Source organism: Paraburkholderia polaris, from assembly GCF_012927345.1.
GTDB lineage: Bacteria > Pseudomonadota > Gammaproteobacteria > Burkholderiales > Burkholderiaceae > Paraburkholderia > Paraburkholderia polaris.
Map to the genome: position 1 here is coordinate 69168 of NZ_JABBGJ010000041.1, position 21159 is coordinate 90326.

Annotated in this window: 19 protein-coding genes and 3 pseudogenes; 9 read left to right on the plus strand and 13 right to left on the minus strand. The window is 60.4% G+C overall.

Annotation, left to right across the window (positions count from 1 at the left end; genetic code table 11):
* Positions 1–9 precede the first annotated feature (9 nt).
* The 3 genes and pseudogenes from HHL24_RS32215 to HHL24_RS32225 all read left to right on the plus strand — a co-directional run bounded on the left by HHL24_RS32215 (position 10) and on the right by HHL24_RS32225 (position 3704).
* Positions 10–1368, plus strand: coding sequence for an MFS transporter (locus tag HHL24_RS32215; RefSeq protein WP_230417644.1), 1359 nt, complete (start codon positions 10–12; stop codon positions 1366–1368).
* A 91-nt stretch (positions 1369–1459) separates the two neighbouring features.
* Positions 1460–2439, plus strand: a pseudogene (locus HHL24_RS32220) (D-2-hydroxyacid dehydrogenase family protein).
* A 35-nt stretch (positions 2440–2474) separates the two neighbouring features.
* Complete coding sequence (locus HHL24_RS32225; protein ID WP_169489344.1) at positions 2475–3704, plus strand: MFS transporter; 1230 nt, start codon at positions 2475–2477, stop codon at positions 3702–3704.
* A 27-nt stretch (positions 3705–3731) separates the two neighbouring features.
* On the opposite strand, the pseudogene HHL24_RS32230 reads toward HHL24_RS32225, so the two are convergent.
* The 3 genes and pseudogenes from HHL24_RS32230 to HHL24_RS32240 all read right to left on the minus strand — a co-directional run.
* A pseudogene (locus tag HHL24_RS32230) lies at positions 3732–3962 on the minus strand (fumarate hydratase); the annotation flags it as partial.
* A gap of 30 nt (positions 3963–3992) precedes the next feature.
* The gene (citF, locus tag HHL24_RS32235) at positions 3993–5552 is read right to left on the minus strand and encodes a citrate lyase subunit alpha (RefSeq protein WP_169489345.1); all 1560 of its coding nucleotides are present in this window, start codon (positions 5550–5552) and stop codon (positions 3993–3995) included.
* A 103-nt stretch (positions 5553–5655) separates the two neighbouring features.
* Positions 5656–6648, minus strand: coding sequence for a LysR substrate-binding domain-containing protein (locus HHL24_RS32240; RefSeq protein ID WP_169489346.1), 993 nt, complete (start codon positions 6646–6648; stop codon positions 5656–5658).
* Here HHL24_RS32240 and HHL24_RS32245 point away from each other — a divergent pair.
* The 4 genes and pseudogenes from HHL24_RS32245 (at position 6590) to HHL24_RS32260 (ending at position 10949) form a co-directional block, all read left to right on the plus strand.
* Positions 6590–7645 carry an aldolase/citrate lyase family protein gene (locus tag HHL24_RS32245; protein ID WP_230417645.1) on the plus strand — a complete coding sequence of 352 codons (1056 nt, stop codon included), beginning with the start codon at positions 6590–6592 and terminating at the stop codon, positions 7643–7645. The genes HHL24_RS32240 and HHL24_RS32245 overlap by 59 nt on opposite strands.
* Positions 7646–7762, plus strand: a pseudogene (locus tag HHL24_RS32250) (thiamine pyrophosphate-dependent enzyme); the annotation flags it as partial.
* Between the two features lie 188 nt (positions 7763–7950).
* A complete protein-coding gene (locus HHL24_RS32255; protein ID WP_169489347.1) occupies positions 7951–9702 on the plus strand; it encodes an L-lactate permease in 1752 nt (583 codons plus the stop codon).
* A 77-nt stretch (positions 9703–9779) separates the two neighbouring features.
* Positions 9780–10949, plus strand: a complete 1170-nt coding sequence (locus HHL24_RS32260; protein ID WP_169489348.1) for a CaiB/BaiF CoA transferase family protein — start codon at positions 9780–9782, stop codon at positions 10947–10949.
* 173 nt (positions 10950–11122) lie between these two features.
* Here HHL24_RS32260 and HHL24_RS32265 read toward each other — a convergent pair whose 3' ends face one another.
* The 8 genes from HHL24_RS32265 to HHL24_RS32300 form a co-directional block, all read right to left on the minus strand.
* Positions 11123–11836: a ribonuclease activity regulator RraA gene (locus HHL24_RS32265; RefSeq protein WP_169489349.1), complete on the minus strand. Its 714-nt coding sequence runs from the start codon at positions 11834–11836 to the stop codon at positions 11123–11125.
* 27 nt (positions 11837–11863) lie between these two features.
* Positions 11864–12649, minus strand: coding sequence for an SDR family oxidoreductase (locus HHL24_RS32270; RefSeq protein WP_169489350.1), 786 nt, complete (start codon positions 12647–12649; stop codon positions 11864–11866).
* A gap of 23 nt (positions 12650–12672) precedes the next feature.
* A complete protein-coding gene (locus HHL24_RS32275; protein WP_169489351.1) occupies positions 12673–13065 on the minus strand; it encodes a RidA family protein in 393 nt (130 codons plus the stop codon).
* 60 nt (positions 13066–13125) lie between these two features.
* On the minus strand, positions 13126–14211 hold the full coding sequence (locus HHL24_RS32280) for an alanine racemase (RefSeq protein WP_230417646.1): 1086 nt from the start codon (positions 14209–14211) through the stop codon (positions 13126–13128).
* A 96-nt stretch (positions 14212–14307) separates the two neighbouring features.
* Complete coding sequence (locus HHL24_RS32285) at positions 14308–15033, minus strand: amino acid ABC transporter ATP-binding protein (protein WP_169489353.1); 726 nt, start codon at positions 15031–15033, stop codon at positions 14308–14310.
* Positions 15011–15748: an amino acid ABC transporter permease gene (locus HHL24_RS32290; protein WP_169489354.1), complete on the minus strand. Its 738-nt coding sequence runs from the start codon at positions 15746–15748 to the stop codon at positions 15011–15013. Before HHL24_RS32290 ends, HHL24_RS32285 begins: the two co-directional genes overlap by 23 nt.
* 3 nt (positions 15749–15751) lie before the next feature.
* Complete coding sequence (locus HHL24_RS32295) at positions 15752–16450, minus strand: amino acid ABC transporter permease (protein WP_169489355.1); 699 nt, start codon at positions 16448–16450, stop codon at positions 15752–15754.
* A 33-nt stretch (positions 16451–16483) separates the two neighbouring features.
* Positions 16484–17479 (minus strand): ABC transporter substrate-binding protein, encoded by a 996-nt coding sequence (locus HHL24_RS32300; RefSeq protein WP_230417647.1) that lies wholly within the window; start codon positions 17477–17479, stop codon positions 16484–16486.
* Between HHL24_RS32300 and HHL24_RS32305 the strand changes: the two genes are divergently transcribed.
* Entirely contained in the window at positions 17478–18419 is a 942-nt protein-coding gene (locus HHL24_RS32305; RefSeq protein WP_169489356.1) for a LysR family transcriptional regulator, read from the plus strand. The two genes, HHL24_RS32300 and HHL24_RS32305, sit on opposite strands and share 2 nt — an antisense overlap.
* A gap of 2 nt (positions 18420–18421) precedes the next feature.
* On the plus strand, positions 18422–19333 hold the full coding sequence (locus HHL24_RS32310; RefSeq protein ID WP_169489357.1) for a LysR family transcriptional regulator: 912 nt from the start codon (positions 18422–18424) through the stop codon (positions 19331–19333).
* A 17-nt stretch (positions 19334–19350) separates the two neighbouring features.
* On the opposite strand, the gene HHL24_RS32315 is transcribed toward HHL24_RS32310, so the two are convergent.
* Both HHL24_RS32315 and HHL24_RS32320 read right to left on the minus strand, forming a co-directional pair.
* The gene (locus tag HHL24_RS32315; RefSeq protein ID WP_230417648.1) at positions 19351–19965 is read right to left on the minus strand and encodes a sigma 54-interacting transcriptional regulator; all 615 of its coding nucleotides are present in this window, start codon (positions 19963–19965) and stop codon (positions 19351–19353) included.
* A 49-nt stretch (positions 19966–20014) separates the two neighbouring features.
* Entirely contained in the window at positions 20015–20962 is a 948-nt protein-coding gene (locus HHL24_RS32320; RefSeq protein WP_169489358.1) for a LysR family transcriptional regulator, read from the minus strand.
* Positions 20963–21159: the final 197 nt, after the last annotated feature.

Consider the following 21159-nt stretch of genomic DNA (forward strand, 5'->3'; position numbering starts at 1 on the left):
GGAGACTTCATGGAAATGCCCCCTAACCCAGGCGACGCGCGCAGCATCAATGCAGCCGCCGTCGCGAGCGCCCGAAATGCTGGGAACGCAGAAAGCGCCGCTGCGCCGGTGCGCATCCGCTCAATCGTCGGCGGCCTGGCCGGCAACATGATCGAGTGGTACGACTTTCTTGCGTACAGCATCTTCTCGATCTATTTCGCGAAGTCCTTCTTCCCGAGCGACAAGCCGACCGTCCAGTTGATGAACACCGCTGCGATCGCGGCGGTGGGTTATGTGGCGCGGCCGCTCGGCAGTTGGCTGATCGGGCTGTATGCGGACCGGCGCGGCCGCAAATCGGCGTTGACCTGGTCGGTCATGGCAATGTGCATCGGCTCGCTGATAATCGCCATCACGCCGGGCTACGCGACGATCGGCGTGTTCGCACCGGTTGTGCTTATTTTCGCGCGGTTGCTGCAAGGCTTGAGCATGGGGGGCGAATATGGCACCAGCGCGACCTATCTGAGCGAGATCGCTCCGGCGCACCGCCGCGGTTTCTATCTGGGCTTTCTGCAGGTTAGCGTGGTGGCGGGGCAACTGGTCGCGCTCGCGGTGATGCTGGTGATGCAGAACGTGCTGTTCACGTCGCAGCAAATCGAGCGTTGGGGCTGGCGCATTCCGTTCGTTATCGGCGGAGCGCTCGCGCTATTTGCGCTGTACATGCGCCGCAACGTTACTGAAACCGAGGCGTTCAAACAGAGCGCGCGACAAGCGGGGCCGTCGGTCGGCCAGCAGATGCTGCAGCACTGGAGGCAGCTCGCGCTTGCAATCGGCATCACCGTCGGCGGCACCGTCGGCTTCTATACCTACACGGTGTACATGCAGAAGTATCTGGTCAATTCGGTCGGGCTCAGCAAGGAAACATCAGCGCTTATCTCTACAGGCGCTCTGCTGCTGTATATGCCGCTGCAGCCACTGTTCGGCCTCGCGTCAGATATATTCGGCCGGCGCCCGGTGCTGATCTTTTTCGGTGTGTGCTGCACGTTCTTCTCGGTGCCGTTGTTCACGGCGCTCAGTCACACGAAAGATCCGCTCGTTGCGTTCCTGCTGTCGTTCGCCGGACTCGTGATGCTGAGCGGCTTCACGTCGGTCCACATGCTCGCGAAGACCGAGCTGTTTCCGGCGCGAATCCGAGCACTTGCAGTCGGCTTGCCTTACGCGCTGACGACGGCGATTCTCGGTGGCACGACGGAGTTCGTTGCGTTGCGCTTCAAGGCGAGCGGTCACGAACAGTACTTTTATTGGTACGTTACCGCGTGGGCGGCGGTGTCGCTTCTCGTCTATATACGGATGCCGGAAACCCACTGTCGAAAAATCGCAGCGATTGAATGAGTGAGGTAGTCCGACAAAAACGGACACAGTTTAGATTCAGTTAAAAACTGTCATGACTACTGTGTCCATTTTACTTAGAGAGAAAAGACCAATGAAAATTGCAATACTTGATGACTATCACGACGCCATACGCACGCTACCTTGTTTCGACAAATTGACAGGCCACGACGTCACAATCTGGAACGATCACGTACAAAATGTTGATGTGCTAGCTGAACGATTACAAGAGATCGAAGTGCTAGTATTGAATCGCGAGCGCACCAAAATTCAGTCTGCATTATTAGAGCGCCTCCCCAATCTCAAACTGATCAGCCAACGTAGCGTTTATCCACACATCGACATTGTTGCCTGTACACGACTCGGCGTGATCGTCTCATCTAGTCAGCACGCTGATACCCCTAACTACGCTGCGGCAGAAATTACGTGGGCTTGGTGCTTGCTGGTGTGCGCCAGATTCCGCAGCAAATGTCGGCTCTCAAGGCAGGAAAGTGGCAAATCGGTGCTGGTAGTACGTTGCGTGAGAAGACCTTAGGTATTTATGGTTATGGCCGGATTGGGCGCGTGGTTGCTGGATATGGCAAAGCCTTTGGTATGAAAGTATTGATATGGGCGCGCGCAGAATCGCTCAAGAAAGCAATTGAGGATGGCTACGAAATTGCTGAAAGTAAGCAGGCTTTTTTTGAAACATCCGATGTCCTTTCTTTGCATATGCGATTGTACGATGCGACGCGCGGCATTGTCACCGCTGAGGATCTCGCCCACATGAAGACGACCGCATTGATCGTCAACACCAGCCGGGCAGCACTTATAGCACCAGGCGCATTGGTACAGGCTCTACAAGCAGGGCGCCCAGGAATGGCCGCCGTGGATGTGTTCGAAGATGAGCCGGTGCAGGACATTAACCATCCTTTACTCAATATGGATAATGTTGTTTGTACGCCGCATATCGGCTATGTATCGCGTGACGAATTTGAAATCCAATTTACCGATATTTTTGATCAGATTGTTGCCTTTGCAAACGGCCGTCCAACGCATGTTGTGAATCCAGAAGTGCTAAAAAAACGTCGTTAGTCTGCAACCTATCGTCCCCGAGGGAGTGAATCGGTATGAATTCCAGCGACAAATACAAGGTTCTGCTGATGATCTGGATGCTCCAGTTCGTCAACTATCTGGACCGCATCAATCTCTCGATCGCCGCGCCGACGATGATGAAAGAGCTATCGATACGGCCGGCGCTCTTCGGCGTCGTGCTGGCCGCGTTCAGCCTGGGCTATGCGGTGGCGCAGATTCCCGGCGGTGCGCTGGCCGACCGCTTTGGCGCGAAAATCCTCCTGATCGTCAGTCCGATTCTGTGGAGCGTTTTCACCGGCATGACGGGATTCGTCGCGAGTTTCATTGCGCTCGCCATCGTGCGCGTGCTGTTCGGCGCCGCCGAAGGCCTGTCGAACGGCGCGAGCTTCAAGTTGATCGGCGATTATTTCCCGTCGCATGAACGCTCGGCCGCGAACGGCGCGTACCTGTCGGCGCTTGCACTCGGGCCCGCGTTTATCGCGCCGGTCGCCGTGTGGTTCCTGACGCACGTCGGCTGGCAGGGGATGTTCCGCTGGCTCGCATTGCCCGGCTTCGTGATGGCGCTGCTGATCTTTTTCGTGATTCCGCGCCAATCGCGCGATAGGGCTATAAGCCGCGAGCAAGCCGAAGCGCCTGCAGAAAGCGGCCGCTTTGTCAACGTCACGCGTATGCCGACATCGTGGCTCATCTTCATCGCCTACATGGCGTTCAATATTGCGTTCTGGGGCTACCTCGGCTGGATGCCAAGCTATCTGTCGCTCAGCCGTCACATCGAACTCAAAGCGCTCGGCTTTGCCGCGTCGATGCCGTATCTCGCCGGCACGGTCGGCATGTTCGTGTTCGGCTGGCTCGGCAGCAAGGTGCTGTACCGCCATCGCTGTGTGCTGATCGCCGCGATCTATCTATGCACGGCCGTCTGCCTATATGTGACATACAACGTCGCGACTGCGCAGGCGAGCATCGTCGGTTTATCGGCAGCCGGGTTTTTCCTGTATGGCGGATTCGGGCCGGTGTGGTCGGTGGTGCTGGATCTGACGCCCGGCAACCTGCGCGGCGCGTTCTCGGGTTTCGTCAACTGCGGCGGCCAGATCGGCGGCTTCTTTGCGCCGATCATCGTCGGTTGGCTGGTCGGTGTGACCGGGTCTTTCACGGGCGGCTTTCTGTTCATGATCGGCGCATTGCTAGCGGCGGCACTGTGTTTCGTCGCATTACAGGTTGTCAAGCGCGACTGGCCGACGCGGGCGGGAGAGGCGATCGCGGTGTGATGTTCGCGCGGTGCCCTTTCTCCTCTCGGCCGGCGTGTTGTCCTTCGTGTTCTTGCGCGCGCCTTCCGGCGGGTTCACGATCGCGGCGCGCAGCACGTTGCCCGGGTTCAGGTAACCGCGGCGAACGCCTTCGTTGATCATGTCGGTGACGCCTATCGTCGCATCGTCCCAACGCACGTCCATACCGAGCTTCACGAACACCGTGACGATGCCGGTGTCCTGGCAGATTGGGCGCTTGCCTTCGGCGCACATGCGGCTGGCGAAGACGGCGATTACCGGCTCTGTGCGCTAGTTGAGCGAACCGGCTTGCCTCAGCACATCGATCACCGTGCCGTCGCGATACTGCTGAAGCGCGACGATCCTCTTCGCCTGCTCAACGGCAGCGTCGGCGCGCAGCCTGGGCGATGCATCCGTTTGCGACAGGTCGTGAAGACGTGTAAGCGGCACGACATTTACACCGGCTGCGACGAGCCGCGCGGCAAGCTCCTCGCGAAGCGGATTCACCGCCACACCTGCTTCGGTGACCACCACATCGATGGTGGACCCGGGGGTAGTCAGCGTCGTCACGCTATCGACGATCTTCGGATATTTGCCGGCCTTCAGGCGCGTCGTCACGATCGCGAGCTTCGCGCCGCACGCGGTATCAGCGTGACCGCCCGAGCCGCCCATTAGCACGCCGTTGGAGCGGGTGGTGACGTTGACATTGAAATCGAGGTCGACTTCGGCTGCACCCAGAATCATCGTGTCCAGCCGGTTCGCTACCGCGCCCCGATTCCACGGATTCGCGTACAGCGACGCAGACATCCCCTGATGAGTCGGATTGTCGCGGTACGAGCGCACCGCACGAAGGTCGAAGCACTGTACGTCGAAGAGCGTGCGGAACAGTCCAGCTTCCAGCATGTCGACGATCTGCCCGGTAATGCCGCCGGCAGCGAAGCTGCCTTGAACATGCTTGTCGCGCATCAGCTGCCCCACGTATTTCGCTACCGCGAGCGAAATCCCGCCTGCGCCGGTCTGAAAGGAGAACCCGTCCACGAGCAGACCCGCCGCATCGATAACCGCAGCGGCGGTCTGGGCGATCTGCAGGCCCACCGGATCTTCGGTCACGCGGGTGCTGCCCGACACGATCTGCGACGCGTCGCCGATTTCCGGGACCGCTACGACGAAGTCGACAAAGTCCTGTGTGATTTCACCCGGACAGGCGGGATACGGCACGAGGTTGTCGGTCACGGCGACCACCCGCCGCGCCGAGCGCACATCGACCTGCGCATAGCCCAGTGAGCCGCATGCGGACGGACCGTCGACGCCGTTCAGGTTGCCGTAGTCATCGGCAGTCGGCGCCGCGATAAAGGCGACATCGATGGGCAGCTCGCCGGACTCGATCGCTCGTGCACGGCCGCCGTGGCTTTGCAGGACGGCAGGGTTGCGCAGCAAGCCTGCGCTGATCGCCTCGGCGACGGGTCCGGCAACATAGGCCGTATATATACCGGTCACCACGCCCGTGCGCATGTGCTCCACCAGCGGTGCATGGACCGGAAAAATCGAACTGGGTGCGATCGTGAGATCGCGCAACCCCCTTTTGGCTGCTTCGGCGAGCACCAGATTCAGCAGATGATCGCCGTTACGCATGTGGTGATGAAAGGACAGAGTCGCGCCGTCGCGCACCCCGCATGCGTCAAGCGCGGCGCCGATGCCGGACAGAAGCTTGCTGGCCCCGGTCTGTTCCGAGATTGACCGGACCGAGGCGAAGACAACCTCCCGCGACTCGCGGCTGACGCCGGAAAAACGCTGGACCTTGCCATAGCCGTCGACATAGTCAGGAATCGTTCGCGCTGAAATGCACGCCATGCTGGTTCTCCAAGTGATTGCACGTTGGGAGCCAGTGTAGGGAGTGCTTCTGCACTAGAGGAAATACGAAATCGCGAAAGGTCCTATAGGTAAAACCTTTGGTTCAGTCAAAACCTTGCGCACTCGGCGAGCCACCCGTGTCGGCCAGCGTCGCCGCATCGGGCGGCGGCCGCAAGGTAATTCCAGTCCACAGACCCTCTGCATGCAGTTCACCGATCAGTTCCACGATCGACTTGCGCACCGCAAGCGCGGCGGCGCTAATCGGCAGCGCATGCGACCAGCAGACGCTTGCCGGCCTCGACATCACGGGGTCGACAATCCGGCGCATGGCGGCCCGTTTCGACGGTTCGTGCCGCGCCAGCGCGGAAGCCGGCAAGATCGTGCAGGCCTCGCCCGTGCCGGCAATCGCGACGAGCGTAGGCAGGGAATCGATGTCCGCGATCAGATTCAATTCGACATCTTCGCGCTGAAAGGTGCGCTCGATGATGAGCCGCAGCCCATTGCTGGCGCTCGGCGCCACCAGCGGCACGTTCGACAGCAGGTGCAGCGGGCACACGGTTTGATCGCCGGGCAGCGAAAGCCCCGCGTCGCCGAGCACGTAAAGTTCCTCATCGAAGACGGGAATCACCGACATGCCGCGCGTTTCAGAGTCACGAAACAGCAACGCGAGATCGAGCCGCCCGTTCGGCAGCAATTCGCTGATGTATCCGCTCATGCTTTCGAAAAGCTGCAAGCGGATGCCGGGAAAGCGCTTGCGGATCCGCTCGAACAGCGGCAGCGCAAGGATGGCCGCCACCGTGGTCGGTAACCCCACCGCGACCGCGCCCGCCTCGCTGCCGCTGTCCTCACGCACGTCCTCGCGGATCTGGTCAATCTGCCGCACGACAAGTCTCGCGTGCCGGTACAAGGCGCTGCCCGCCGTCGTCGGCTTGACGCCCTGGGCGCTTCGCAGCAGCAGCTTCGTCTTCAGCTCCGCCTCGAGCCCGGCTATCTGCTGGCTCAGTGACGGCTGTGCCACATACAGCTTCTGCGCGGCTTTGGACAAGCTGCCGGCATCGACGATCGCGATGAAGTATTTGAGTTGCCTGACGTCCATAGTTTGCGCATTCCTGCCGGGAGGTTCGGGGGAAAATCGAGGTTCCGATAGGTTGATCCTATACCACTTAGACCTGACCTGTATTTCCGCCCGCTTCGCCGACCTCTTACATTGGATGCATCGAAACCATCCTCATGAGGAGCCTCAGATTATGTCTTCTGCCACAAACAGTCAGCTTGCGATCCGTACACGGAGCTGGATGTTCACTCCGGCAACACGTCCCGATCGCTTCGCGAATGCCGCTAAAAGCCAGGTGGATGTGCTCATCGTGGACCTTGAAGACGCGGTGCAGCCGGACGAAAAAGCGGCAGCACGTGGCAACGTTCGAACCTTGCTCGACGCGGCCGACAACACGGCGCTCCCCCCCTTGGCCATTCGCATCAATTCGCTGCTGACCCGGTTTGGTCTTGACGATCTCATCATGCTGCTCGACGCGAAGCACGCGCCGCAGTTCGTTTTATTGCCGAAGATCGAATCGCCCGAGCAGGTTTTGCAAATCGACACGCTATTGACGGCCGCCGGCAAAACCACCTGGCTTGTGCCGATGATCGAATCGGCGCGCGGCCTTTCGGTCGTCGAGCCGATTGCACAATCCTGCTCCCGCGTCGCCGCGCTGATGTTTGGTGCAGCGGACTATGCGTCAGACGTCAAGGCACAACCCGAGGCGCTTGCGCTCCAGCTTGCACGCTGTGGCGTCGCCGCGGCCTGCGCGCAGGCGGGCGTGCTCGCGATCGATGCGCCTTGTTTCGCGCTTCACGACGCTGAGCGGTTACACGCCGATCTGACGTTTGCTGCAGCCAACGGGTTCGAGGCCAAGGCCGCGATTCATCCGTCGCACATCGAGTCGATCAACACAACGTTCACCCCTTCGGCCGAACGCGTCACATGGGCGAAGCGCGTCGTCGAAGCCGCCGAAAAGGGCGCCGGCACCGTCGACGGCCGCATGGTGGACGAAGCGATCGCCCGCGAAGCACGCCGCGTGCTAGCCGCCGCCTAAGTGATCGCTCCGTCCGGCGACCGTGGCCTGTCAATGTTGCCCGGCGATCTGTCGAGCGCCTGCCAGATCGATCTGCCAGTCAAGGTCGTGGTTTTCAACAACACCTCACTCGGTTTTGATTTGGTATCTACGCGAAGTTGGTAGAAGTGATTCGATTTTTGGACAGAGTCAAGGTTGTCACGTCAGATATAGGCGTCACCTATATGCGGTAGCTCGAATCGGTATTTCTCGCCGACGCGGCGTGCGTCTAAATTGAGGCCTTCGTAGTCGATAAAAGATGCTCGCACAGAGCTCGAAGGAGACGCATGTACACCCAGACTTTTGCCCCCGTCGCGCATTCGATAGGGGCTTCCGCAGCATTTGCCGCCCTTCCCCTTCTCATCCTGTTCGTTCTGCTCGGCGTCCTGCGCGTGCAGGCGCGCTGGGCAGCGCTTGCCTCGCTCGCCGTCTCGATGGCGGTCGCGATCCTGGTGTATGGAATGCCCGCTAACCAGACAGCCAGCGGCGCACTCGAAGGCGCCGCGATCGGGTTCTTCCCGATCATCTGGATTGGCATCAATGCAATCTGGCTGTTCAAGCTGACGCAGGAAAGCGGCCACGCCGACGTGCTGCGGCGCGCACTCGCCCGCGTCAGCGCCGACCAACGCGTGCAAGCGGTGTTGATCGCCTTCTGCTTCGGCGCGTTGCTGGAAGCGCTGGCCGGCGGCGGCGCACCAGTGGCAATCTGTGCGGTGTTGCTGATTTCGATCGGCGTCGAGCCGTTGAAGGCCGCAGCGGTTTGCCTGATCGCGGATACCAGTCCGGTCGCGTTCGGCGCACTCGGTTTGCCCATTACCGTGCTCGCCAAGATCACCCGTTTGCCGGTCCATGAGATCAGCGTGATGGTAGGACGGCAAACGCCGTTGCTGTCGCTCTTCATTCCGCTGATCCTCGTATTTATCGTCGACGGGCGACGCGGGTTGAAGGAAGTCTGGCCGCTCGCGCTAGTCGCCGGGATCGTGTTTGCGCTCGCGCAGTTTGCGGGATCGATGCTGCTGCCGGTCGAACTCGTCGATATCGTCGCCGCACTGGTCTGCGCAGGCGTTTCGATCGTGTTCCTGCGCGTCTGGTCGCCGGGCGTGTTGCGCGCCGACCTGGCTGGCGCGGCCGCGGCCGTTGCGAATTCCGGCGGCCAGCGGCGTCTTGAGCCCAGCCGCGACCTGGCGGGTGTGTCTCACAGCGCCACCATGGCCATGCCAACCCCGGGCTCAGGAACGCATTTCCATCATGCAGCCGAGCGAGGCAATGCACCTGCCGACACCGCCCAGGCGCCCGATTCGCGCGCCGAGATCCTGCGCGCGCTTGCGCCCTACGCCGCCGTGATTCTCGTCGTCGCATCGACGCAGATCAGCCTGGTCGGCCACGCACTGGGCGTCATCACCTCAACGTTTCCATGGCCCGGCCTGCACGTCGTCGATCCGAAAGGCGCGGCCGTATCGGCTGTCAACGCCAAGTTTGAATGGCTGCTTTCCGCAGGCTCGATCGTATTGATCGCCGGTTTGCTGTCCGCGCCCATCCTTAAAGTCAGCGCGCCCGTTGCCGCCCGGACCTATTTGAAGAACCTGCATGAACTGCGCTGGGCGGTGTTCACGGTGTGCTGCGTGGTTGGCGTGGCCTATGTGATGAACCTGTCTGGCCAGATCGTGACGCTCGGCATCTGGGCGGCCAAGGCGGGCCCGGCTTTCGCACCGGTATCGCCGATACTCGGCTGGTTCGCGACCGCGCTCACTGGCTCGGATACGTCGGCGAATGCGCTGTTCGGCATGCTGCAACTCACCACCGCACATCACACTGGCCTGTCCGACATTCTGTTGACCGCTGCCAATACTTCGGGCGGGGTGGTCGGCAAGGCGATTTCGCCGCAGAACCTCGCGGTCGGCGCGGTGGCGGTCGGCATGATGGGCAAGGAAGGTGTGCTGTTCAGGCGTGTGGCGGGCTGGACTGTCCTGATGATCGCGGCGCTCAGCCTGCTCGTCTATCTCCAGTCCACGCCGGTCCTCGGCTGGATGGTGCCGTGATCGACCGGGTCACCGCCGCACCGCAAGAAAAACTGAGCACGTGCTTTACGCATTGAAATATCGAGGATATGCAGAAGATGAACCATCCACTCAACGACATCACGGTCGTCTCGATCGAACAGGCAATTGCCGCACCGCTGGCAAGCCGGCATCTGGCCGATTGGGGCGCGCGCGTCATCAAGATCGAGCGCCCGGAGGTCGGTGATTTCGCCCGCAACTACGATACAGCGATGGATGGCCTGTCGAGCCAGTTCGTCTGGACCAATCGCTCGAAGGAGAGCCTCGCTCTCGACATCAAGACCGACCGCGGGCAGGAAACGCTTGAAGCGTTGCTTCTCCGTGCCGACGTCTTTATCCAGAATCTGGCGCCCGGCGCTGCGCAGCGCCAGGGTCTCGACGCGAAGTCCCTCGTCGCCCGCTTCCCGCAACTGATCGCCTGCGACATTTCCGGCTACGGCTCCAACGGACCGTACAGCGACAAGAAGGCCTACGACCTGCTAGTTCAGTGCGAGACTGGCTTCCTGTCAATCAACGGCACGCCCGAGACACCGTCGAAATGCGGTCTTGCGATTGCCGATATCGCGACCGGCATGTACGCGCTGAATGGCATCCTGATGGGCCTGCATCAGCGCTCGCGCACCGGCAAAGGCATGGCGTTCGAGGTCTCGCTCTTCGACGCGCTGACCGAGTGGATGAGCTATCCGGCGTACTATACGCGCGGCCGCGGCCAGCCGGTTCCACGAAGCGGCGCCCGGCACGCGACCATCGCGCCATACGGTCCGTTTGCAACCGGCGACGGCAAGACGGTTTTCTTCGGCATTCAGAACGAACGCGAGTGGCTCAGTTTCTGCAAAGTCGTATTGGGCGATGCAGCTATCGCGGTTGAGCCGCGCTACGTGTCGAACTCTTTACGGGTCTCGAATCGCGAGGCGCTGGAACAGACGATCGAGCAGCGCTTCGCCGCGTGGAGCAGCGCTGAAGTGCTGGCACGACTGGATCGCGCGGCGATTGCGAACGGCATGATGAACGACGTGGAGGCGCTGCTTGATCATCCGCAATTGCGCGAGCGCAATCGCTACCGCAGCGTCGAAACCGAGAGCGGACCGCACGATATGTTCCTTCCGCCGGTTACGATCCCGGGGCTCGAACCGGTGATGGGTCCGGTGCCGGCAGTCGGCCAGCATACCGAGGCCATTCTCGCGGAAATCGAAGCAGACGCACTCTCGCAGCGGAGCGGCGCTTTCTGACTCGGAGATGGCTTCTCACCTACTCGGCTCGACGGGCGGCGGCCTGACGCAATATCCACGTGGTAGGAGACGAACTCGACGACATCCGTGAAGTCGAGTTCGTGATACCTCAGACTTGCTTCGATTCCGCTAAATGCTACGCGTTACCCACATACGTTCGACGCACCGCCAGATCAAATATTCGCCGCTTCATAGCGAGCCCGGTTTGCCTCGTTAGGCGGATAGAGACCTGGCAAAGCAGCGCCGTTTTCGACCTCGCTCATGATCCAGTTTTCCAGTCGCTCCTGTTCGACCGACGCGGCAACAACCTCCTCAAGAAGCGCAGCAGGAATAAGCACAGCGCCATCCCGGTCGAGCACGATTACGTCGTTTGGAAATACCGCGACGCCACCACAGTCGATAGGTTCCTGCCAGGCGACAAACGTCAGGCCGGCCACCGAGGGGGGCGATGCGGTACCCTGACACCAGACTGGAAGGCCGGCATTCAGCACGCCCGCAATATCCCGAACCACGCCGTCCGTGACAAGCGCCGCGACTCCGCGCTTGTGCATTCGTGCGCAGAGAATGTCGCCGAAGATTCCCGCATCGGTTACGCCCAGTGCGCCCACTACGGCGATACAGCCACTTGGCATCGCTTCAATCGCCGCGCGGGTTGAAATGGGCGAGCTCCACGACGCAGGGGTCGCAAGGTCTTCCCGGGCCGGCACGAAACGGAGTGTGAATGCACGGCCGACGAGCCTCGGCTGACCTTCTGCTATCGGTCGAGTACCGCGAAGCCACACGTTGCGAAGACCATGCTTGAGCATGACCGTCGTAAGCGTGGCCGTAGATACGCCCGAGAGGGTTGCAACGATTTTTTCGTCGAGCGGAAGTGGGTCGATGGTCACGGTTTGGTGCTTCCAAAGAAGGAGTGATCAGATGCTGGCGATAAGGCCGCCATCGATCCGGACCGTCGATCCGGTAATGTAAGAAGCTCGAGGACTCGCAAGGAAGGTCACCACATCTGCGTACTCTTGCGGCTCGCCGTACCGCCCCACCGGAATCGACCCAGTGCTCTCGGCAGCAACGTCCTCGACCGATCGTCCTTCGCGCCTGGCTTTGGCGTCGTCAAGGAAGCGGATGCGATCGGTGGCGATGCGCCCGGGCAGCACGATGTTGCAGGTAACGCCGTCGCGACCGACTTCCCGCGCCAGTGTTTTCGACCAGCCGACCAGCGACATGCGCAGTGCGTTTGACAACCCGAGGTTCGGTATAGGCGAGACAACACCCGATGAGGTGCTGGTGATCACCCTGCCGAAACCACGTTCGCGCATTCCCGGAAGCACCCGGTCGGTGATGGATACCACCGACAAGACCATGCTCTCGAAATGCTTGCGCCACAGTGCTGCATCCTGTCCATGCGCCGGCGTCGGCGGAGGTCCGCCGGTATTGTTCACCAGTATGTCGATAGCCCCCAGTTCGTCCTCGATCCGGGTGATATGACTGTCCACGGTAGACAGATCGCCAAGATCCCACTGAAGCGCAATGGCATGCGAGCCCGCCTCTCTCACCGCCGTCGCGGTCTTTTCGGCTGCCGCCAGATCAATGTCGGCAACGGCAACGCGTACGCCCTCGGCCGCGAGCGTTCGCGAGATGACGCCACCGAGACCGCCACCACCGCCAAGCACGAGAGCGGTCTTATCTTTTAGCTGTAGGTCCATCGTCTTTCCCTGTGAAAAACTGGTTAACCATTGACTGCTGCGGGGATCGATGCGTCACCCGGTTCCGCAACGGCGTCAATTTCGATACGCACGCCATTCAACGCGCATCCAATGGTGGTTCGTACGGGAGCGGCACTGCCCATCACTTTTGCGTACACGGCGTTAAAGCGCGGGAATTCGCCAATGTCCGCCAGATACACCTGGACGCGAACAAGCCGGCTGAAATCCGTGCCGGCGTCTTCCAGAACAAGACGCAAATTGTCGAGTACCGCAGTCGTTTGCTCTTCGATGGTGTCGCCAATAATGTTTCGCTCAGGATCTCGCGGAACCTGACCCGCCACAAAAATCAGTCCGCCTGCGCGGCGCCATAGGCTGTAGTGGCCGCCTGTGGACGGTTGCTTGCTCAATTCGGTCATGTGTGAAGTCTCAGCTGGAGGAATATGAACATGGGCCCGCATGCACCCGCGTGTTGGCGGTCAACGCGTCAACGCGACAACCGAACGTTCGTTGCCGAGTTGATCGCGGTATTCCCAGTGTCCGTCGAGGGATCGAACCAAGGCGTTGCTGTACAGGTAGGCGGTGGTACACGTGTGCTCCGGGACGAGTAACAGCCTGTCACCGGTGTGAAGTGCGTCGCTGCGGATCACGGTGTGCTCCTCGTTCATCATCACGATTTCGCCGGCGCCTTCAAAACGCTGCCGCAACGGCTTGTCCGGTGAGATCGCCTTGCTGCCGGCGTCCAGCGTCGACGTGCCATTGCGCGTTGAAACAACCGTCGTCAACACAAACCCGGCCGCAACCCACTTGTGATGCGATAGCTCCCTCAGGTGCTGGGCGTTCGAATACACCCAGGTGCCCGGCGACACATACCGCATCACAGAACGCGGCCACAGGTCGAACGTATAGCTGCATGCGCCGACGACGTCGACATCGATGCCCTCTTCGCGCAGGTGCGACTGCAGCACCTCCAACGTACCGGCAAGCTTTTCCACTTCAGCTTTTCGCTCGTCATAGGCGCCCCGGATGTGGCCGTCGTAAACATGCCACCCCGCAAGCCGACCGAGTCGCGCCACCCCACGCGCGAGTTCGAGCGCTGCCTCGTCCATCGCAACGCCCGTGCGCCCCATCCCTGGATCGAGATCAACACGCAGGCGAATCGAAGGCGAGGCGCCCTCGAGTAGCCTGGTCCACACGTCCAGTCCCTCGCGGGAATCGATCAGGCCCGTGAGTTCGGCCTCCGGAAATGCCCGGGCCAATTCGATGAAGCGGCCTATATTTTGCGGATTGACGGTAGGAAACGCCCAGGTGACGCGTGTGCCGCCCGCGCTCAGCACCATTTCGACCTCGGCGAGCGTACTGGCTTTGAAAGCGAGGACGCCATGGGCGAGCAGCAACGAAACGAGCCACGCCGCGCGGTGAGTCTTCACGTGCGGCATGAGGCGCTCAACGCCGCCGCACGCTTGTGCGGTGACCGCCAGATTGTGCAGGACGCGGTCTTCCATCACCACGAAGCAAGGGGTTGCGACCGCCGGCACCAGGTCCGCGTCAATTGGATTAATCATGTTGCTTCTTGTCATAGAGTCATAGTTAGGGAGCGTCGGAGTCGTCTCGCGTGGATGAGTCTCATCAGAGAACGAACTCACATCAATGACGGTTGGCTAGTGACGCAAGTCGGACAGGAATGCCTGTGCGCGCGGGTGCTGCGGCGACCGAAAGAACGTTTGCGGATCGGCTACCTCGAGAATCGCGCCGCGATCCATAAACCAGACGCTGTCGCTCACTTCGCGCGCGAATCCCATCTCGTGGGTCACGCACATCATCGTCATCCCGTCTCTGGCGAGCGATTTCATCACGCTGAGCACTTCGCCAACCATCTCAGGATCAAGCGCGCTCGTCGGCTCGTCGAACAGCATCACCGGCGGCTCCATCGCCAACGCGCGCGCGATCGCAACGCGTTGCTGCTGCCCGCCAGACAACTGCTGCGGATATGAGTTCGCCTTGCTGGCCAGACCCACGCGATCGAGCAGTGCCAACGCCTGTCGCTTCGCATCCGCGCGGCTTTTTCCGGCCGCCTTCATCGGAGCGAGGCACACGTTGTCGAGCGCCGACAGATGAGGAAACAGGTTGAACTGCTGAAACACGAAGCCGATACGGGTGCGAAAGCGGTTCAGGTTCAACGAGGCTTGATGGACGCTCGTTCCGTCGACCGTGATCCCGCCACCGTGAATCTCCTCGAGGCGGTTGACGGTACGGATCAGCGTCGACTTGCCCGACCCGGAAGGGCCGCACACGACCACCACCTCGCCTCGTTTCACCTCTGCAGTGACGTCGACGAGCGCCTGATACTCGCCATACCACTTGTTAACTTTGGAGAATTGAATCATTGATGACGCTCCTGACGTCTTGCATCTTTCCTGAGGCACGCCGATGCGCGATGCGCCGTTCTATGACATGCGCGCATTGGGTGAGCGTGTAGCACACCACGAAGTAGGTCAACGCGAGAATGAAGAAAACCTGAAACGGTTGCGTAAGAAGACTGGCGTTGACTTGCTGGGCCGAAAACGTCAGTTCCTGCACACTGATCACATAGCCTATCGATGTGTCCTTCACCGTCGATACGCATTGGCTGAGAATGCTCGGCAGCATGTTGTACAGCGCCTGCGGCAGAATCACGTGCCGCATCGTCGCCCCGTAACTCATCCCGAGCGAGCGTGCGGACTCGGTCTGTCCTTTGGGCAAGGATTCGATGCCCGCACGGACAATCTCACTCAGGTAAGCCGCCTGATAGATCACCAGCGTGACGACCAGGGTCGTGAATGCGCTGACCAGATGGCCGATCAGGCCCGGCACGAGGAAATAACTCCAGAACACCAGCATCACGAGCGGCACACCGCGCACGATATAGACGAGCGCCGTCGAGGGCACGCTCAACACCCTGTAGGGCGAAACCCGGCATAACGCCAGCAGCAGGCCAAGGGGCAAGGCAAAAGCGAGACCGAGCAGCGCGAGAATCAGTGTCAGCGCGAGACCGCCAACCGGTCCGTTCGGATATTGCCCGAGCAGCAGAAAATGCGCGTTGTGGATGAGTATGTCGAGCATCGCTTATTTCGCCAGGATACGGGTGCGGCGCGCGACCGCCGCGCCCACGCCCATCAGGCCCAATGAAATGGCCAGGTAGATGACCGTCCCAACGAGATAGATCTCAAAGGTTCGAAACGTCTGATTCTCGATGTCACGCACCGTGTATGTCAGTTCCGCAACACCGATGGCCATCGCCAGGCTGGTATTCTTGAAGAGCACCACCGTATGGTTGATGAACGGCGGCATGGCGATGCGAAAACCTTGTGGCAGGATCACGTAACGCATCGACTTCGCAAAGCTCAAACCCAGCGAGCGGGCTGCCTCATGTTGACCTGCCGATACCGCCCGCAGACCGCTTCTAATATCTTCCGAGTAGTACGCCGCCATGCACAGGCCAATGGCAATCGACGCGAAGATGAATTCGCCCCCATGCGCATTGATCCATCCTTGCGCGCTGTCCGGCAGCAGCGTCGGAACCCCGAAGTACCAGAGAAACAGTTGCGCGAGCATCGGCACGTTCTGATGGTAGGCAACGTAGCCGGCGACGATCCTCTCGATGAGCGGGTTACCTATCGCGCGCAGCGTCGCCAGCACGGTGCCGAGCGCAACCGCGAGCACCAGGCTCGTCAGCGTGAGCAGCACGGTGTACTGCACTCCCCACATGAGGTGCTTCAGATTCTGAGCTGTGAAGATGCCCGAAAAATTGAGATGCGATAACATACGTAATCCTCATCACACAGAGCGGCATGAAGGTCAGCCTTTGATCGGCCCGATCCTGAAATCGCGATGCATCTGATAGATCGTGTTGGGGCCAAGCCATTTGTCGAAAATCTGCTGGGCTTCACCTGATTTTTCCATTCCGTCCAGCGCCTTATTCACCGCGTCGAGCAATGCTGGCTCGCCCTTCTTCATACCGAGTCCCCAGTATTCGAGACCCACCGGCGGTGACAGCGCTTCAACATTGGTGTCGTGACCGAGTTTCGCGGCAAAGCGATGCATGATGGGTTCGGAGACGACAAAACCATTGACCTTGCCCTGCACCATGGCCAGGAACGCGGATGGCGAGTCGTCATAGCTGACGAGCTGCACGCTCGGCATGACCTGCCCCATGATTGCGATATTGCTGGAACCTTTGATCGTACTGACGCGCTTGCCGCCGAGATCGTCCCGCGCTTTGAACGGACCGCCGGTCTTCACGGCAATGATCTGCTTGGCGACGTAGTACTGATGCGTGAATGCGAGCTGTTCGGCGCGCGCCGGCGAGTAGCCGAGCACCGCGGCGAGTACATCGACACGGCCTTGCAGCAGTTCCGGAATGCGCGCCTCCATCGACACCACCTGCAACACCGGCTTGACGCCCAGAGCCTTCGCCACGCCCTTGCAGTAGTCGACGTCGTAGCCAACGATCTCCCGAGACGCCGGATCCTGAAAGCCGAATGGCTCGAAGTTGGCCAATACCCCGCACACCAGCGTTCCGCGCGCCTTGACGTCTGCAAGCTGGTCTGCGTGTGCGGTACCCGTAAGCAGGGCCAGGGTGAACCCAAGCAATGCCGCGGTTAGGTTGTTAGACGATTTCATGCGATCTCCGTAGACAGGTGCTTCAAAGCGCAACCGCGAGCTCTTGATGTGCTCGATCTGCATTGCAGGGGACTTGGAGACCCTATTCTTGGTGGAAAAAAATCCTAAATAAAGAGATATTTGTGCATACTTATCCATTCCAAAGTGTGATTTATTCGAGAGGCGTTGCATGGCACACCAGATCACTTTTCTGCAACTCGAAGCACTGGTTGCAATCGCGGATATGGGTTCGTTCGAGGCGGCCGGGCGCAAGCTCGGCAGCGTTCAGTCCGGCGTGTCGCGCCACGTTCGCGAGCTGGAGAGCCGGTTCCCGAAGCCGCTATTCGACCGCGGTTCGCGATCGGCGCGGCTGACCGTCGACGGTCTCGAGATACTCTCGCAGGCGCGCACGATTCTTCAGCAACGCGATGCCCTGTTGAGTCAGTATGCGAGCGAGAAAGTGTTGCGGCGCTCGTTAAGGCTGGGTGTGACTGAGCTCGCGGCGCTGACCTGGTTGCCTGGCTTCATTGATGCACTGCGTTCTACCTATCCGCTGGTGGATGTCGAACTGGAGGTGGGCGGCGTCGCTGTGGAACTCTACGAAAAGCTCAGACTGGCGCAGCTGGATCTGGCCATCGTGCCCGACACACCACGCTGGACGGATATGTTGAGGTTCCCGCTCGCCAACGTGCGTAACGGCTGGTTCTGCAGTCCCACGTTCAACCTCAAGCGGCGCAGGCTCGCCGTGTCGGAACTCGGCCAGTTGACGTTGCTGTCCCAGTCTGCCGACTCGGCGGTGGGACATGTCATGAGCAAATGGCTCGAGCGCAACAGTGTGCAACCGCGCAGCATCCTGACCTGCAACAACTTCGCGGCGCTTGGCGGCATGGCGAGCGCGGGTCTGGGTATCGCCTGTCTGCCGGATGCCATCTCCGGTGAACTCGTGACGCTGGGTATGTTGCGTGAAGTCCCTGTGACGCCGGTGATGCCGCCGGTGCGCTATGTCGCCGTTGCGCGGCAAGACGCGCTGACACCGTTCCACCGCAAGGTCATTACCCTCGCGCGCGCGACATGTAACTATGGAATGCGCTATCAGGACGCACGCGAATCGCTCGTCAACGAGGCTAAATAACGATGCTGACCGTCAAGCAGATCGAGACGTTCTACTGGGTAGCGAAGCTCGGTACCGTTCAGCGGGCGGCCGACAAGCTCCATATCACGCAGTCCGCGGCGACCAAGCGCCTGCAGGATGTCGAAGCGAAGTCCGCTGCACGTTTGTTCGAAGGGAGCGGCAAGAAAGCAAGGTTGTCCGCGAAAGGACACGAGATGTTCGCTCTGTGCGAGGGCTTGCTGGACAGCATTGGGCGACTGGAAGCCTACCAGGACGCCGACCGGCATATGGCCCGTGTGCTGCACATCGGTTTGACCGAACTGGTTGCGTTGACGTGGTTCCCAGCGTTCCTCCAGCAGATGCGCGAGCTTTTTCCAAATCTCATCCTGCAACCCCATGTCGACATGTCCGGGCCGCTGCAAGAGCGGGTGATCGATGGACGCCTCGACCTCGCGATTTTGCCCGAGGCAGAGCTGCCCGCATCAGTCGAACGAGTGATGCTCGGGAGTGCCCGCTTCGCCTGGTTCTGCCGTCCCGGCGCGTTCGACAGCAAGCGCACAGTGCCGCTACACAGACTGGGCACCGTTCCGGTCATCGAGCAGATTCCTGCATCCATCATTACGGTCCTGAGTTCAAGGAGCTTCGAAAGTGTGGGCGTCGATCCTGAGCGTATTTGCGGCGGCAACAATGCGGTGGTAGTAGGCGGCCTCGTGGCGGCCGGGGTTGGCGTGAGCTTGCTGCCGGTCGACCTTTTCAGGCAGCAAATCCAGAACCGGCTCATGCAAATCGTGATGACCAACCCTCCGGCACCGCTGGTTCGCTACGACGCGATTTTTTTGAAGCAGTCACATTCCGCGCTAGGGCACATGGTTGCCGACGTTGCACGGAATTGCTGCGACTTCAGTTCAGGTGTGCAACAACCAACAGCGCGTTAAGGGCAACCCGCTGCATCCTACCTGGCCCCCGCCCCGAGTGGGCGAAAGCCTCGTCCACTTCGCGAGCCCACTGCGTCAGCGCGTCTTTGGACGACTCCAGAGGACGCCGTATCCCGAACGCCCCCAGGAGAAACGGCCAGGGCGTCGATTTCTAGCGGCAGCTCGGCGACTTTAATGATTCCGTCGCGGGCCATGAGTACTGCGCCCTCGATCACATTTCGCATCTCGCGGACGTTACCGGGCCAGGTGTAGTTCAGCAGGCATTCATACGCCACGTCGTCGAAGACGGCATGGCTTACGCCGTACCGTTCGCGCGAGAAACTCAACCAGTGCTCGATCATCTCGGGCAAATCCGTCTTGCGTTCGTGCAGCGGCGGTATCCAGATGTTCGTGACGGCCAGCCGGTAATACAGATCCATGCTGAATCTACCGTCAGCGACGTCTGCACGCAGGTCGCGATGCGTGGCGGCGAGCAAACGCAAGCTGACCTCGCGAGGCGCATTCTCGCCCAACCGGTATATCTCCCCCTCCTCCAACACGCGCAGCAGATGCGGCTGGATGTCGAGTGGCATTTCGCCGATCTCGTCGAGGAACAGCGTGCCGTGATTCGCCGCTTCGATTTTCCCTGCCATACCTGACCTGCGTGCGCCGGTGAACGCGCCTTCGGCATAACCAAACAGCTCACTGCTCCACTTGACCTCTCAGCGACGATGCTGGGCGATCACTCCCGATAACCTGGTGCGCCTGCTTCAGGTCCTCGACAAATGCGTCGACAATCGGGCGCCGTTTGGTCTGCTTCTGCGTGACCATCAGAAACGTCACCTCATAGCCGAGTTGCTGCGGATTAAGCGCGGCGAGCAAGCCTTGCGCAACATAAGGTGCAGCAAAGTGTTCGGGCAGGTAGCCCAGATGACAGCCTGACAGCACCAGCAACAATACGGCGTCCATGTTGTCCGCCTGCGCAGTAACGCGGCCTGATGTTGCGGGCAATTTCGCCTCCGGCAACGGATAGCTGCGCCAGGCCCAGTCGAAATCAGTGACCTCCGCCGGCTCCAGCTTGCCAGCGCGTCCAAAAAGCGGGTGGCCGTGCCCGCAATAGGCAAGCTGGCACTCGTTGAAAAGTGGCGTGTAGTCGAGCGCCGGTACACGTTGCCCAAAATAGCCGATCGCGATTTCAATCGCACCACTTAGTAAATCTTGTTCAAGTTCAGCTGGCGATTTGACCGATATTGAAAAGTGCACCGCTTCGTCGCGCTGCCGAAAAAGCGCGATCGCGTCGCTGATCCGTGCATTCTGACTAATTGGCGTGTGGTCGACCAGGCCGATTTTCAGCGTGCCTGCCAGCGCCTTATCCATGTTCCGCGCTGCGGCGCTGAACTCGTCGACGGTCGTGAGGAGCGTTCTGCACAGCGCGCGGAAGCGCTCGCCCTGTTCGGTAAGCCTGAAGCCACTCCGGCCACGCTCACACAGTCGATAACCCAGACGCGTCTCGAGCGTGGACAGCTGCGTGCTAATGGTCGGTTGGCTGATGTTCAGCTTCGCTTGCGCGATGGTTACACCGCCCGCATCGGCAACCGCCAGAAAAAGGCGAACTAGCCGCAGATCGAGATCAAATAGCGCTCGCAGCACGGCCGTTCCCTTGTCGCAGCGTTGTATCCAGAGACATCAAAGTACGCATTCAATCTCAACCGTCAAATCTTGCAAACCAGGCGCCGGTCACGCCTAAAGACTTCTTCATGATGGAAATACCTACGGACTTTTTTCGGCCGGCCCAACACCTATCTCTCGCGTCTGAAACTCGACAGTGTCAGGTCAGCCGTCGCGAT